The following is a 13,653-nucleotide window of genomic DNA, read 5'->3' on the forward strand; positions in this document are numbered from 1 at the left end:
CGACGATCACGCAGCCCGCGCTCGCACCGTCTCCGCAACCCCGACCAGCTCCGACGGCGCGAGCGCTACCGCCAAAACCCGTCGCCCAAAGGGGTCAAAATTGGACGCCGATACGGGGCGCATTGCCTCATCAAGAATGTTACCGGAGAACTGACCGTCGGGAGTGTGGGGACGATACCGAATCGGATCGGTATCGCCGATGGCAGGACGGATCAGCATGGGTGCGCGGCGCGAGATCACGGCGGCGGTGGTAGACCGCTATCGATCGGCAGGGCGGGCAGACAAAGGACGCATTCTCGACGAGCTTTGCGCTGTGACGGGTTGGCACCGCAAGCATGCGGTTCGAACGCTTGGGGCGATGGTCCTAATTTCGCCGGAGGCCCGGCGACGGCGCAGGCCCACCTACGGGCCCACGATCAAGGATGCGCTGGTCGCGCTTTGGGAGGCCTCGGATCGGATCTGCGGCAAGCGCCTCACGGTAATGGTCCCGACATTGCTGCCGTCGCTGGAGAAGCATGGCCGGCTTAAGCTGAACGAGGCTGATCGAGCCCTGGTACTCGGCATCAGCGCGGCTACGATTGATCGCCTGTTGGTCGAGACCAAAATTGCCGCGGCCGGCGGTAAGCGCCGGCGGGTCGGCTTTTATTCGGCGATACGGCGTGAAGTGCCGATCCGGACGTTCAACGACTGGCACGATCCGCCGCCGGGGTTCTGCGAGGTCGACATGGTGGCCCATGGCGGCACATCCGTGGCTGGCTCGTTTATTCAGACGTTGACGATGGTCGACGTCGCGACTGGTTGGACCGAGTGCATGCCGCTGGTGACGCGCGAGGGCGGCCTCGTCGTGCAGGCCATGGAGCGCGCACAGAACCTGTTTCCCTGGCTCATTCGCGGCGCCGACTTCGACAATGACAGCGCGTTCATGAACGATGTCGTCGTGCCATGGTGTCGCGCGCAAAAGATCGAGGTGACGCGCTCACGCGCCTACAAGAAGAATGATCAAGCTTTCGTCGAGCAGAAGAACGGCGCGGTTGTCCGGCGGCTTGTGGGATACGGTCGCTTCGATGGCATCGGAACGACGCGCGTGCTGGAACGCCTGTACGCCGCATCGCGGCTACATACCAACTTCTTCCAGCCGTCCTTTAAACTAAAGGAGAAGCGACGCGAGGGCGCGAAAGTGATCAAGCGCTATTATGTTCCGGCCACGCCCTATGCGCGCGCACTGGCGCATCCCAAGTTGAGCAAAGGCGTCAAACGGCGTCTTCGGGAGCTTTATCGCACGCTTGATCCTGTAGCTCTATTGGCCGAGATTAGGGCCGCCCAGGCGGAGTTGGGCACGCGCGTCAGCGCCCGAGCGGGTAAGCTCGCCGCAGCTGCCAAGTGCCCGGCACCGATAACGAACGCAGCAGCGTTCGCGAAGCGGCTCGGCAATGATGTGCATCTGGGGGAGCAGCGCATCATCCATCGCCGCATGCGCAGGCCATACAAAAAGCGCATGAGAATGCCTTCAATGCTCGATCCGCACCTCGCCAACATCGAAGGCTGGCTGGCGGCCGAGCCCCGTCTGACCGCGCTGGCCATTCTCGGTCGCCTCGCCGAACGCTGCCCCGAACAGTTCGGTCCGCCGCAGCACACCGTCGTGCAGCGCTTGCTGCGATCGATCAGACGCAAAGCGGCCGAGATGATCATCCCGCCCCCCGCTGAGGATGTGGCGCCAGTCTGTAAACCCGGGGCTGGGGGCGACGCTCCGTGTGATGGGCACTCCGCGACGCCCCCAGCCCCTCCGATCCTCCAGGCATTGCCGAGACTTCACGCCGACCATACGACGACGCGATATCAGTCAAGCGAAAGTAACATCCTCAGATGAGGCAATACGCGGGGTCAAATTTGAACGCCGATTGACACTTCGGGCCTTCCTCCTGAACGGCTGCTGCAAGTTGACGTGCGCCGAATTTGTCGATGTTGGTCCGGATATCGGGTTCGGGAGAGCCGGTCAGAAGAGCAAGTGCGTACCTGTCGGCCGCCTTCTCGTCGTCGTCCTCCTGTTCGCTTTCGATCGGATCGTCGAGGTCGACGATGGCCGAAGCGCCGTTGAGATGGCCGAGCGAAGCGTGACCAAGTTCGTGTGCCAGCGTGAATGCCACCGGCGCCGGATACTGTGCGTCTTTTCCCAAAAGGACCGCGAAGCGCCCCTTGGCCTCGACGACCATCGCGTGCATCGCCTTCGTCGCGAGCGGAAACACCCGAAGATGGATGACTGGGATGCCGAGCGCCCAGCAGGTCGCCAGAAGAGAAGTCAGGTCGACGAACGGAGCGCCGCCTTCGCGGATGGCATCGCGAAGTTCCTCGGCTGAAGGCGGATGGACCGCCGCCCCGTCGACACCTTGAAGGAGGAGATGAGCGACCGCGACCCCGAAGGAGGCGAGCGCGGCTTTCTGCGCGGTACCCTCTCCGGAGAGATGCTTGAAGCGGGCCGTGTCGTGCCAGACGAACTCGACCCGATCGTCCGACAGGGCTTTAGGCGATACACCGAGCTTGCGTGCCAAGGCAAAGCGCAGTTCGGCGCGAGCCGACGCCGACCCGTCCGCCTCGTCGCTCCACCAGGTCGGCCAAGCGGCGTCGATAGCCTGATCGCTCAGGCCGGCATCCTTTAGATCCTTCCTGAGTTTGCCCGACTCGGCCGCCACTCCGCCACCGCCCGTCCGCTGATGATTCCCGTTTCGTTCTACACGCTCCAAGTCAGTTAGAACAGTCTCGGCTGAAGTCCGGTCGTGTTCGAAGGCCCCGACCGAAGGTCGGAGACCATCCGGAGCCATTCACGGGGTGTGACCGACCGCAAGTTCGCCAGAACTCCTTCGAGCAGTGACCTGCGTTCCGCGCTCAGGTCGAGCGCGTCGCCCAGCCGGACCCAGTATCCCTGTCCCAGCTTGGCCCTCAAATTTACCTTGTACGCCGTGGCGTGAGCCTCTCCGGAGACGCGCCGCAGAATGGCAGTCACCTGCGATGCGCCGACGGCCCCTCCGGTGTCCGACACATTGCGATAGGCGCTCGGATCGAAGGGCCCAAAATCGCCCAACGATAGCTGCTGGTCCGATTGGCACATCAGCGCGTAGTGGACGTTCCTGGTGCGAAGGCCGACGTCGGCTCGACTCGTTATCAATGAGGCTGGCGGCAGCGGCTGTTCTTGGCCGGAATGGTCGAAAAAAGACCGCCAAATGCGAAGGTGGCTAGGCGCGACATCCACCGCCTTCGGGCGGGACTTCATGATCGAGAAGACGACATCGACATCGACGCCATCGCGGGCGAGACCGGGGATCGATCGGGAGGGCGCGTTGCCCACGCCCCAGCAAAAAACGCCGCCTCCGGCCGAGCGTTCAAGCTCCTTCCTGTCGACAATAGCCTGCAGCTCTTGGCCGGCCTCGGTCTGCATGCGCGACCAGCAAACCGTTTCCGTCAACGACGCGCGAGAAGGTGGATTTTCAAGGGAAAGTGGTCGTGTATGGGCGAGCATTGCATGGTCCTAAATTTTTCCCAGCGACCATAAACTGCGGTCTAGCAAGACGCAAACGCAGTACAGTGACAAGCACGACACTTGTAGTGTATGGAGGTGTTGATAGTCGGTGGAAATCCTGTTGTTAAATTTTTCCCAAATCGTCCCATGACAGCTGGTCGCGAGCCAAATTGGAACCCGGTGTCACGGGTGCACCCATCCGTCTGGACCGAGGTCGTGGGGTTGTCTTCTAAGGATCGGATGTCGATCCCGCTGATGGCTCGCCGGCGTCTGGATTGGTTGTCGGACGGGACGACCGACCTGCTGGCGGTCCTTGAAGCGGACGGATCGGCCGAAGTCGTGTCGTGGAAGGACGAGGGAGTGGACCGGATTGCTCAGATGGAGGCGGTTCTGGGAGGGCTCGCCGAGCCCGATCGAAGCGCAGTCGCGCTCGCGGCGATGGACCGGTACATCCGGCTCCGCCTCGACGGAACGGGACGCATGGTATTGCCGACGACGCTTCTCTCTCATCTCGACGCGATCGACCCGCCCGCGCTCCGGCTCGTGGTGCGCGAGGGCAAGCTATGGTTCTGGTCGGAACAACGATGGCGGGCGGGCCAACTGGAGCGGTACCTGCAGATGGCGAAGGCCATCGAGGACCGCAGCCGGATTCAGGGGCGCGATAACCTGAAGACGAGTTGAGTAGCCAGTTGCTTGCTTGGCTGTAGCGCGACAATCTGGATGATTCCCATCTTGATTGTCGCGCCGCACTTGGCACCGCAGAGTCGAAGAAATGGATCGCGGTTCCGAGTTGCATCCCGTATGGCGACGCTGGCCTGTAGCTGCGTGTGGAAGCGCGCTTCCTCTTCCGTGATCTGCAGTCGGCCCTGTGCGTTCGCGGCGATCATCAGCAGCATCGGCGGCACTGCACCGAACGGAGCAGTAGGTCTTGCCTAGTCGACATCGCGTGGGCTGGCTGGGAAGTCGAAAAGTTGGTTCCGTATGGAGGAACCCGCAATAGTTATCGTTTAGGATAATAATTGGTAGAAGTTATTGTATACGTGAATAAGTTGACAACCGGAGTTTTATCGTATATGTGAAATATGAAGTAAAATTACTCTAAAAGATAAAACAATGGAACAGAAGAAAACCAGGGAGCGACTAGGCCTCCAATTGGCGGCCGCCCGTCGCGAAAAAGGCTGGACGCTGACGGATCTAGGACAGCGGACGGGGAACGCGGCCAGCCGGCTCAGCGGTATCGAGAACGGCAAGTTCAACGCCACCGTCGACGCTTTGGCACAGGTCGGGGAGGCGGCCGGGCTGGCGCTGACCTTCGTTCCGACCGAAAGGATGGAGGAGATCATGGCGCTGATCGGGCGGCCGTCGATTACGACCGCCTATCCGACCGTCGTCCGTAGCCTGCACGACGACGTTTTCATCCCGGATCCTTCCGAAGAGGAAGAGAGCATGAGCGGAAATGGCCGTCCCTAACCGGCCCGGTATCCTGGGCATCTTTCTCCGTCCGTCCCCCGACCGAGAGGTTCGCGTGGGCACGATGGTACGCGACGCCTCTGGCGTGATCACGTTCGAGGTCGACGACGCCTACGTCAGGCTAGGGCAGGCCCGCCCTCTGCTCAGCCTGACGTGGCACGGCGCCACCGAGAAGGAGACGCTAGAGCGCCTCGCGGCGCGAGGCGACAAGATTACGCACGGCCGGAACCTGCCGCCGTATTTCGACAACCTCCTCCCGGAAGGCGCGCTCCTGGATCTGGTCGAGAAGGAGTTCGGCACGGGCACCTTCGACAACTACGACGTTCTCGCCAGGCTCGGCGGCGACCTTCCGGGCGCGATCGTCGCCCGCCGCGAGACCGGCGAGCCGCCCCCGAAAGGGGCGATGACCGAGATGCCCGCGGCGGCGACCGGCAAGCCAATCACCTTCTCGCTGGCCGGCGTCCAGATGAAATTCTCCATGCACGGCGACAGGCACCGGTTGACCGCACCCGGTGCCGACGAGAGCGGGGACGTGATCCTCAAGCTGCCGAGCGACAAGTTTCCCCATTTGGTCGAGAACGAGTTCACCTCCCTAGAACTCGCGCGGCTGGCTGGAGCCAACGTCTCCGAAGCGAGACTTGTCGAGATCAAAACGATCGAAGGCGTTCCGCCGCAGTTCCTAGAGCTAGGCAAGAACGCGCTCTCCGTGAAGCGTTTCGACCGCGCTTCAGGCAACGCTCGGATCCACACAGAGGATTTCGCACAGTTGGCCGGCGCGATCACGGATGAAAAGTATTGGCGATGGAATCAGGAAACGATCCTGCGCTCGATCAAGAGATTTTCCGACGATCCCATCGGAGACACGCTCGAAGGATTGCGACGGCTCACCATCGACATCATGCTGGGCAATTGCGACGGGCATCTGAAGAATTGGTCGTTCGTCTACCCCGACGGGCGTCGCGCGCGGCTCTCGCCCGCGTATGACATCGTCTCGACGCTGACCTATCTCAAGGACACGATGGCGCTCCGGTTCAACGGTACCAAGGATCCGCGGCTCGTGGATACTGGACGCCTCCGACGGATCGCGCCTTACATCGAAGTCGATCTGAGGGTGCTAGAGCGGGAAATGCGTGGGACCGTCACGCGGGCGCTCGACACATGGCCGGCCGCGTTGAAGGATCTTCCGGCCCCAGAAGGCATCAAGGAGGCGATCACCTCGCGGTTCGCCAAGCTGGCTCTTGTGAAAGAGGTCAGGCCCGCGATGGTGCAGGGCCATGTGGGGGGCGACGAGTAGCTCCAAGACGAGGCGAAAGAACCGGCGCCTTCGTTCTGCTTCTGATGGTACGTGCGAGAAGACCTTCTTGCCCCGGCTCGATCAGACCCGGCTACGCCGGAGCAAGGCTGAACGGCCTGAGGTGCTATCGCAAAATTGAAAAGATAATCCGATGTCGAGTTCGAACTTGCTGCGCTACTGGCGGAAACTGTATGCGAGAGTTGGTGAGACCCTCCGGTCCGCCCGCCTCCATCCTATTGGATCGATTTGCTGGGTTTTGTCGACCGCTTGCCTGGGAATCAGCCTATCATTCGTCGTAAGCACCGGACCTGATATCCAGAATTACCTGTATGCGCTGATCCGCAGCGATTCTCCGTCCATTTACGGTTCGGCTTACCAGGACAGCCTCGTGAGATTTCCGAGTCTCCGGCAATGGCTGGCCAGTGCCTTTCAGTTGCAGTTTCTGACGGTAGCCGTCGCTATTGTCGGCTTTTCGTTTCCGCGCAATGGCGCGCGAAGCGTCTTCGTGTCCGGCGTCCTTGCATCCTATCTGTCGCTCGTCACCTGCGATCTTGCAGTGGGAATCTGGGAACGTAATTTATCGGGGCCCTATCTCCTGGAGAACCTGATTGCGAATGCCGCGGGTGCGCTTGTCGTTGCATTCGTCTTGGTTGCTGTGATGATCGCAGGACACGCGTGCTTTATCAGCCTGCGCGGACCAAGTTTCCTGCGCGGACTGGCCGCTTCGTTTGTAACGCTCGTAGTCGGTGTCTGCATAAGCTCGGCCGTATACCATATGGCCGAATTCTTTTACCGGCCGATCCCGGTGCGATTGGACATGGTTCTCGACGCCCCGGTCAATGGGACGATCGGTACCAAAGGAGAAATTCAAGACACCCGCGGGAAGCGGCCCCGTGCACAGGTGGACGACGATCGCGGGCCGTTCCAGATCTTTCCTTCGCAGCTCGAGAACGGCACGCTTCGTTGGAACAGCCCGAAGGAAGACAACGCGTTCGCTGTGCGATGGAGCAAGCTATCAAACACGGGCGGCTTCGAAGCCACGATCGAGTTCTATGCGGACTGTTTCGGCGACGCCATAAACACTGCACCGGCCGTCGAGGGCCATCAATTGAAGATCGTTGATCTTAGTGAATTCGCGATCTCGCTCGACCCGGCGCCCGCCGAATTCGGCACGCTCGATCGGTCAAAGTCTAGCGGAAGGATGACAACAAAATCGGGTTCGTTCGCAATGTATTCAATCGATGCCGACCCTAGTTCGAAGAGAAGCAAGACGACGCAATTCGCCGACAAGGACGCAGAACTTACCGTCCGCAGCGAGGGTCGCAGCTTGGGATTTTATCTGAATGCGGTCCTCCTCGCGGCGGCAGGATCCGGGATTACCCCCTCTACTCGAACGTTTACCGTAAAGACCGACGGAAAGACCTATTCGATCCAAGCCGCCAAGCCTCGCGGGGCTACGAAGACGATCGGCGAACTCGCATGCAGGTCGATCGATCCGGCGGGGGCGGTGAAGCGGGACCGCGCCACGATCGGCGGGCCCGACGCCTATCTGGGCGCCGCCGTCCGAATCAACAAGCGACCGGCTACATCTTCGATCTACGGTGTTGAAGAGAGCGTTCTTCGGGTGCTTGGCGGGACGGATGGCTGACTTTCCTACGCCCTGTCGACCGCGCCGCTGGAACCGAATCTTCCGGTAACGCCGATTTCGTCGCGTTCAAGGGAAACATCGCAAGCTTGGACGTCGACAAGACGTCGACCACGCCGCGCCCGATCGATGAATACCACGCCTTTGGCGAATTCGTGGGTAGCTTCGAGAATGCACCAAGAGTGCGGTTTGCGGGCATTGCGAAGGCGTTCTGGAAGAATGGTGCCCGAGAGAATCCTACGAAGTGGGAGAAACTGGGCTGGGAGCAGCGCACGGCCATCGTAACGGCCATATTCAGTATGATGGCGGCGCTTGTGGGGTACGTCGCGAAGCGGATACGCAGCGACGTCGAAATCGATTGGCGGCCTCACCTGAGGTGACCCGGGGAGCGATTCGATCGCAAAGGCGCGACCCTCCGCCTTCTTGAAGGTAGAGCCCAAGGTGGCTTCCCTGGGAGAGGGGAGGGGATTCTCCTCCTCGCCCTATCTGGGCGGGTTGTATTAGGCGGCGGCTGCTCCTGGCCCTTCAAGCATCGGCGTGTCGAGGCTGGTTATTTCCGGCATCGCTTTGCCGGCGATCGCCTGCAGGTCGCCCACCATGCCAACAGTGGATTCAATGACCGCAACGATTTGGGTTTCTCGCTTGGCCCACTGGCGACCCATGAATTTGCGCTCCTTGTCTAGATCCTCACGCATGTCGTTGAACTTCTCGACGACGGCATCGACCCGCTGGCGAAATCTCGTGCCTGTCAGGTAGTCGTAGACCTGCTCCATTTTGGTTTGCTGTCCCTGTTGGATCAGCCGCGAACTCGATATCTCGATGAGGGACTGACGCAGCGCAACCGCCACGGCCAGCGCGCAACGCGGGTGCGCGACCCAAACGCCGTCGACCAGGTCAAAATGTTCGATGTGCTTGGGAAGGGCGTGCGAGATGATGAGGGCAACGTTGGCGCCACAGCGCCGCTGGTCCTCACGGAGCTTGGCAAGCCAACCATCACTCCAGGCCTTGGTCCGCTTGGATTCCCAGAGGATCATGCCGGCGGGTTGCCCAATAGAGCCGTTGACTTGCTGAATAACATCGGCCCCCAACTCGCCCTTGGCGACCGGCTCAATGGCATCCATCGGAAACTTGCCGCGCAAGAGCTCCTCAAGCTCTACCTCGAAAACCTCACCCTGGGATTGTTGCGAGCCTTGCTCCGCTTTGCGCCTCAATTCCTCGATCGTGCGCGTCATTGATTCGATGGTCTGGTCCTTCTCGGCGACCTTCAGGCGCGCAGCTTCATCTGATTCTTGCTTGGCCTTCGCCCGGATGTCGTCAACCGAGGCCTGAACACGTTTTTCAATCGTCAGATCCATTTCGCGCTTTTCGTCAGCCAGCGCGCGCTCCTTGCGTATTACCTCGGCCTGAGCCTGCTGCGCCTCAGCCAGCTTCGCATCGCTGGCTTCAAGGTTCCTGCGCAGTTCGGCGGTCTCTGCCGCCTTGGCCTGTAGATCCCCCGCAACCGCTTCACGCGCCTTTTTGGCCTCGGCTGCCACCAATTGACTGCGCTCGGCCGTCAGGCGCTGCGTCACCTGGTCTTCAATCTGCTCGCGCGCCCGCGCGACCGCGTCCTGCTCCTTGCGCAGGGCCTCGGTCTTCCTGGTGACCTCTGCGTCCTTGGCGGCCAGTTGCTCATTAAAGCGCTGTCGTGTTTCCTCGAGGAGGGGAGCGGCCAGCGATTCCGTGAGCTTGATCTCGTGGTTGCAGTTCGGGCAATGCAGGGTGGGCTCGTGCGAAGCGCTGGCGCCGGTTGCTCTGAGACTCATGAATTTCCCCTCATTGATACGGCCGGATTCAACATCATCCGGAGCTATCGCTGAAAGTTGGTGACGGCGGGAATCGGAAAGGCGGCATATCGTGGGGGTGCTTGACGCCTCCACTTCTCCACCAAAGGAGCGATATGCCGTGTCCAAAGATAACATCATCCAGCTGATTCAGCCAGGAAACGTCGAGGATCAACTCACCGAAATCTTGCGCCATGGTGCGCGTTCCCTGCTCGCCCAGGCGGTAGAGGCCGAGGTTGCAGACTTTCTCGGCAAGCATGCCGATTTGAAGACCGCGGACGGTCACCAGCGCGTCGTGCGCCATGGTCACCTGCCGGAGCGCGAGGTGATGACCGGTATCGGTCCGGTCGCCGTCCGCCAGCCGCGTGTACGCGATCGCGAAGCGGACGCCGCCGATCCCGACCGCATCCGGTTCTCTCCGTCGATCCTGCCGCCCTACCTGCGCCGGTCGAAGTCGATCGAGACGCTGCTGCCGATCCTTTACCTGAAGGGGATATCGACCGGCGACTTCTCCGAGGCGCTGGCAGCGCTGCTCGGCAAGGATGCTGCCGGGTTGTCTGCATCTGCCATCGGCCGCCTGAAGGACGGCTGGCTCGACGAACACGCCGCTTGGCAGAAGCGCGATCTATCGACGAAGCGCTACGTCTACATCTGGGCCGATGGCATCCATCTCCAGGCGCGCCTTGAAGACGAAAAGCAGTGCATCCTGGTGTTGATCGGCGCGACGCCGGAAGGCCGCAAGGAACTGGTCGGCTTCACCGATGGCGCCCGCGAGAGCGCCCAGGACTGGCGCGATCTGCTGCTCGACCTGAAGCGGCGCGGGCTCGACGTGCCGCCGCAGCTTACCATCGCCGATGGCGCACTCGGGTTCTGGAAGGCTGCCGGTGAGGTCTGGCCGAAAACGCGCGAGCAGCGCTGCTGGGTGCACAAGACCGCGAACGTGCTCGCCAAGCTGCCGAAGAGCCAGCAGCCGAAAGCCAAACGCGCGTTGCAGGAAATCTGGATGGCTGAAACCAAAGCCATCGCCGAGCTGGCGTTCGACGCCTTCATCGAGAGCTACACGCCCAAATATGAGAAGGCCGCCGACTGCCTGAGCAAGGATCGGGACACGCTACTGGCGTTCTACGACTTCCCGGCCGAGCATTGGAGACACCTGCGGACCACCAATCCCATCGAAAGCACCTTCGCTACCGTGCGCCACCGCACCATCCGATCGAAGGGATGCCTGTCCAACAGGACGGCGCTCGCGATGGTCTTCAAACTGCTCGAGGCCGCGTGACGTTGCCCCCATTGTTTATCCAGGGGGACTTAGAGTCTGGCGGTTGGCATCATGCACAGTTTGAGCAATGGACCAAGGCGCGGAGCCCCTTTCGAGCGCAGCGACTTGGTCCCGTTGCGGTGAGAATGTGGCCGCATAGACGGCCGGTGCCAGCCAGCCGATGCCGGAGTGGGGCCGAACATTGTTGTAGTCGCGTCGCCAGTCTTCGAGCGCGAGGCGCGCCTGAGGCAGGGACGTGAACAGCGTCTCATTCAAGAACTCGTCCCGCAGACGCCCGTTGAAGCTCTCAACGAAGGCGTTCTGCATGGGCTTGCCTGGCGCGATGTAGTGCCATCCCACTCGGCTTTTCTCGGCCCACCCCAGGATTGCGTTGCTGGTCAGTTCGGTCCCGTTGTCGCTTAGGATCGTCCTGGGCCTGCCGCGCCTAGCGATCAGAAGATCGAGTTCGCGCGCCACCCGGCGACCGGACAGCGAGATGTCGGCCACAGCTGCGAGGCATTCCCGGGTGCAATCATCGAAGATCGCCAGGATCCGGAATCTGCGGCCGCTCGCCAGTTGGTCGGAGACGAAGTCGAGCGACCAGCGATCGTCGGGCAGCTGCGGCACCGCCATCGGCGCCCGTACGCCCAAAGCCCTTTTGCGACCGCCCCGTTTGCGTACCATCAGGCGTTCCTCTCGATAGATGCGGAAAAGCCGCTTGTGGTTCACCATGAAACCTTCCCGGCGCAGGAAGATCAGAAGCCGCCGGTAGCCAAACCGCCGGCGCTCTCGAGCCAGGGCCCGCAACCGTTCGCGCAAGGCGGGATCATCGGGACGTCGCGAGCGATAGCGCACCGTCATCCGCTGGCAGCCGATCAGCCGACACGCCCGCCGCTCGCTCATCCCGTGTTCCGTCGTGAGATGCGCGACCGCCTCTCGCTTCACGGCGGGCGTTACCATTTTTTTGACAGCAGGTCCTTCAAGGCCGCGTTGTCGAGCATGGCGTCGGCCAGCAGCTTCTTCAGCTTGCCGTTCTCGTCCGTAAGCTGCTTCAGCCGCTTGGCTTCGGATACGTCCATCCCGCCGTATTTGCTCTTCCAGTTGTAAAGAGTCGCCTCGCTGATCCCGTGCTTCCGGCACAGGTCGGCAGCCTTCGCGCCCAGCTCGTGCTCCTTCAAAACCCCGATGATCTGCTCTTCCGTAAACCGCTTCCGCTTCATTGTCTGGTCCTTCCCTAAAGGGCCAGATTCCAGTTCAACATGGATTAAACCGCGGGGGCAACGTCAAGGTACCTCCGATCGTGCGAGCGCCTCTACGACATCCCATGTCGCGCCCGTACCACGATGCCGGTAAAGTCGCGCCTAGGCGCGTTCGGAGGTCAGCCGCTGCCAAAGAGAACCGTCTTCGGTAACGGACATATCCATCTCGGCGTGGCCTTCCATCGACCTTTGACGCCTCTGTCAAAACGGTCGCGTTCGCGAATTTCGCGAGCCCGCGCCCAAATAATCTATTGCCATCTGTCCTTGGCTAACAAGCTGGTCGAATCGGTTTGATGCTTGCTTTATACGGGCGTGGTTGGCGCTCGCGTAATTGTTCCGACACAGCTACTTAAACGACGCCAATGCGCCAGCGAGACGGTCGAGATCATGTTTATGCGACGGCAGACCGAAGCGCAGCAGATCGTCGGCCCACTCGAAACGCCGGCACCAGATGTGCTGCGTGGCGAGCGAAGCGTGCACCTTGCTTGCATCGGCTCGCTGCGCGAGCCGGAACAAACCGGTTCCGCCGACCATCCTGAATCCTGCGGCTGCCAGCACGGCATCGAGCTCGCACGCCTGGTGTTGAAGCGCATCTCGCGTGCCGTGAGCCCATTCATGGTCGCGCAACGCGGCGATGCCGATGGTCAGGGCCGGTCCAGAGCAAGGCCATGGACCAAGCGCCAAAGCGACGCGTTGTGCGATGTCTTTATGCGCGATAGCAAATCCCAACCTAAGTCCCGCAAGACCGTAGAACTTCCCGAACGAGCGCAGGACCACAACGGGCAGATCAACGCACAGTCCGACTGCACTGATTTCGGGTTCAATGTCTGCGAAGGCTTCATCGACGATCAGCCATCCGCCGCGCTCCCGCAACCGCGCCGCAGCGCGCGCCAGCGCCGCGCGGAAGATCACGCGTCCGTCGGGATTATTGGGATTCACGACGACGGCATGGCGGACCGCTTCGGGAAGATCTTCGAGACCGGCGCGCGCGATCACCTCGTGACCGGCCATCCGCCACGCCAGCGCGTGCTCGTTATAGGTGGGCTCCACGACCGCGACCGGTCCCGCGCTCGCCAGTTGCGGCAGCCATTGAATGAGCGACTGAGTTCCCGCAGCCGCCACGACCTCAGCCCCGGCTGGTACCGCGTAAGCCTCACGCGCCGCCGCAATCAAGGCTTCTTCGTCGGCACGCGAGGGCAAGCGCTGCCACACGACGCCCGGCAGGTCGGCGGGAATCGGCCACGGCCAGGGGTTGACGCCGGTCGACAGGTCGAGCCACATTTGCGGCGACCCGCCATACCGCGCCATTGCTTCAGTAAGATCGCCGCCGTGTTTCATCAGCACTTCATGCCATCATCCGCGCCAAAGCGCGAGAGGTTACGACGCGCGCTCG

The 13,653-nt window shown here is 61.6% G+C and carries 13 protein-coding genes and 1 pseudogene; 7 read left to right on the forward strand and 7 right to left on the reverse strand.

The genetic code is table 11. The annotated features are described in order from the left end of the window. Positions 1 to 199 precede the first annotated feature (199 nt). On the forward strand, positions 200 to 1,867 hold the full coding sequence (locus tag Q0D31_RS20005; RefSeq protein ID WP_291854944.1) for a transposase family protein: 1,668 nt from the start codon (positions 200 to 202) through the stop codon (positions 1,865 to 1,867). On the opposite strand, the gene Q0D31_RS20010 is transcribed toward Q0D31_RS20005, so the two are convergent. Both Q0D31_RS20010 and Q0D31_RS20015 read right to left on the reverse strand, forming a co-directional pair. Continuing rightward, the gene (locus Q0D31_RS20010) at positions 1,860 to 2,687 is read right to left on the reverse strand and encodes a hypothetical protein (protein ID WP_291854946.1); all 828 of its coding nucleotides are present in this window, start codon (positions 2,685 to 2,687) and stop codon (positions 1,860 to 1,862) included. The genes Q0D31_RS20005 and Q0D31_RS20010 overlap by 8 nt on opposite strands. A gap of 56 nt (positions 2,688 to 2,743) precedes the next feature. Then, positions 2,744 to 3,430, reverse strand: a complete 687-nt coding sequence (locus Q0D31_RS20015) for a hypothetical protein (RefSeq protein ID WP_291854948.1) — start codon at positions 3,428 to 3,430, stop codon at positions 2,744 to 2,746. Positions 3,431 to 3,751: 321 nt separating this feature from the next. Here Q0D31_RS20015 and Q0D31_RS20020 point away from each other — a divergent pair, with 321 nt between their 5' ends. Next, positions 3,752 to 4,192 carry a hypothetical protein gene (locus Q0D31_RS20020; protein ID WP_291854950.1) on the forward strand — a complete coding sequence of 147 codons (441 nt, stop codon included), beginning with the start codon at positions 3,752 to 3,754 and terminating at the stop codon, positions 4,190 to 4,192. Here Q0D31_RS20020 and Q0D31_RS20025 read toward each other — a convergent pair. Then, entirely contained in the window at positions 4,162 to 4,407 is a 246-nt protein-coding gene (locus tag Q0D31_RS20025; protein ID WP_291854952.1) for a hypothetical protein, read from the reverse strand. The two genes, Q0D31_RS20020 and Q0D31_RS20025, sit on opposite strands and share 31 nt — an antisense overlap. Positions 4,408 to 4,624: 217 nt before the next feature. On the opposite strand from Q0D31_RS20025, the gene Q0D31_RS20030 reads away from it, so the two are divergent. From Q0D31_RS20030 to Q0D31_RS20045, 4 genes are all read left to right on the forward strand, one after another. Continuing rightward, entirely contained in the window at positions 4,625 to 4,981 is a 357-nt protein-coding gene (locus tag Q0D31_RS20030) for a helix-turn-helix transcriptional regulator (protein ID WP_291854955.1), read from the forward strand. Further along, positions 4,968 to 6,275 (forward strand): HipA domain-containing protein, encoded by a 1,308-nt coding sequence (locus Q0D31_RS20035; protein ID WP_291854958.1) that lies wholly within the window; start codon positions 4,968 to 4,970, stop codon positions 6,273 to 6,275. Before Q0D31_RS20030 ends, Q0D31_RS20035 begins: the two co-directional genes overlap by 14 nt. Positions 6,276 to 6,426: 151 nt before the next feature. Beyond that, on the forward strand, positions 6,427 to 7,923 hold the full coding sequence (locus Q0D31_RS20040) for a hypothetical protein (protein WP_291854960.1): 1,497 nt from the start codon (positions 6,427 to 6,429) through the stop codon (positions 7,921 to 7,923). An 86-nt stretch (positions 7,924 to 8,009) separates the two neighbouring features. After that, a complete protein-coding gene (locus Q0D31_RS20045; protein ID WP_291854965.1) occupies positions 8,010 to 8,300 on the forward strand; it encodes a hypothetical protein in 291 nt (96 codons plus the stop codon). A 120-nt stretch (positions 8,301 to 8,420) separates the two neighbouring features. Here Q0D31_RS20045 and Q0D31_RS20050 read toward each other — a convergent pair whose 3' ends face one another. Further along, positions 8,421 to 9,725 carry a DUF2130 domain-containing protein gene (locus Q0D31_RS20050; RefSeq protein ID WP_291854970.1) on the reverse strand — a complete coding sequence of 435 codons (1,305 nt, stop codon included), beginning with the start codon at positions 9,723 to 9,725 and terminating at the stop codon, positions 8,421 to 8,423. A gap of 139 nt (positions 9,726 to 9,864) precedes the next feature. Here Q0D31_RS20050 and Q0D31_RS20055 point away from each other — a divergent pair. Further along, a pseudogene (locus tag Q0D31_RS20055) lies at positions 9,865 to 11,019 on the forward strand (IS256 family transposase); the annotation flags it as partial. Positions 11,020 to 11,037: 18 nt separating this feature from the next. Here the strand turns inward: Q0D31_RS20055 and Q0D31_RS20060 are convergent. The 3 genes from Q0D31_RS20060 to cobD all read right to left on the reverse strand — a co-directional run bounded on the left by Q0D31_RS20060 (position 11,038) and on the right by cobD (position 13,598). Further along, entirely contained in the window at positions 11,038 to 12,072 is a 1,035-nt protein-coding gene (locus Q0D31_RS20060) for an IS3 family transposase (protein ID WP_291855156.1), read from the reverse strand. Continuing rightward, a complete protein-coding gene (locus Q0D31_RS20065) occupies positions 11,955 to 12,221 on the reverse strand; it encodes a transposase (protein ID WP_291854973.1) in 267 nt (88 codons plus the stop codon). Before Q0D31_RS20065 ends, Q0D31_RS20060 begins: the two co-directional genes overlap by 118 nt. 384 nt (positions 12,222 to 12,605) lie before the next feature. After that, positions 12,606 to 13,598, reverse strand: a complete 993-nt coding sequence (gene cobD, locus Q0D31_RS20070) for a threonine-phosphate decarboxylase CobD (RefSeq protein WP_291854977.1) — start codon at positions 13,596 to 13,598, stop codon at positions 12,606 to 12,608. Positions 13,599 to 13,653 lie beyond the last annotated feature (55 nt).

Source organism: Bradyrhizobium sp. (genome assembly GCF_022844465.1).
In the GTDB taxonomy this organism is placed as follows: Bacteria; Pseudomonadota; Alphaproteobacteria; order Rhizobiales; family Xanthobacteraceae; genus Bradyrhizobium.

Bases quoted from the DNA above. Each gene is read 5' to 3' on its own strand.
- Q0D31_RS20025 (WP_291854952.1), bottom strand. From the start codon at position 4,407: ATGCTGCTGATGATCGCCGCGAACGCACAGGGCCGACTGCAGATCACG.
- Q0D31_RS20040 (WP_291854960.1), top strand. From the start codon at position 6,427: ATGTCGAGTTCGAACTTGCTGCGCTACTGGCGGAAACTGTATGCGAGA.
- Q0D31_RS20020 (WP_291854950.1), top strand. From the start codon at position 3,752: ATGTCGATCCCGCTGATGGCTCGCCGGCGTCTGGATTGGTTGTCGGAC.
- Q0D31_RS20005 (WP_291854944.1), top strand. From the start codon at position 200: ATGGCAGGACGGATCAGCATGGGTGCGCGGCGCGAGATCACGGCGGCG.
- Q0D31_RS20035 (WP_291854958.1), top strand. From the start codon at position 4,968: ATGGCCGTCCCTAACCGGCCCGGTATCCTGGGCATCTTTCTCCGTCCG.
- cobD (WP_291854977.1), bottom strand. From the start codon at position 13,598: ATGAAACACGGCGGCGATCTTACTGAAGCAATGGCGCGGTATGGCGGG.
- Q0D31_RS20050 (WP_291854970.1), bottom strand. From the start codon at position 9,725: ATGAGTCTCAGAGCAACCGGCGCCAGCGCTTCGCACGAGCCCACCCTG.
- Q0D31_RS20015 (WP_291854948.1), bottom strand. From the start codon at position 3,430: ATGCAGACCGAGGCCGGCCAAGAGCTGCAGGCTATTGTCGACAGGAAG.
- Q0D31_RS20030 (WP_291854955.1), top strand. From the start codon at position 4,625: ATGGAACAGAAGAAAACCAGGGAGCGACTAGGCCTCCAATTGGCGGCC.
- Q0D31_RS20065 (WP_291854973.1), bottom strand. From the start codon at position 12,221: ATGAAGCGGAAGCGGTTTACGGAAGAGCAGATCATCGGGGTTTTGAAG.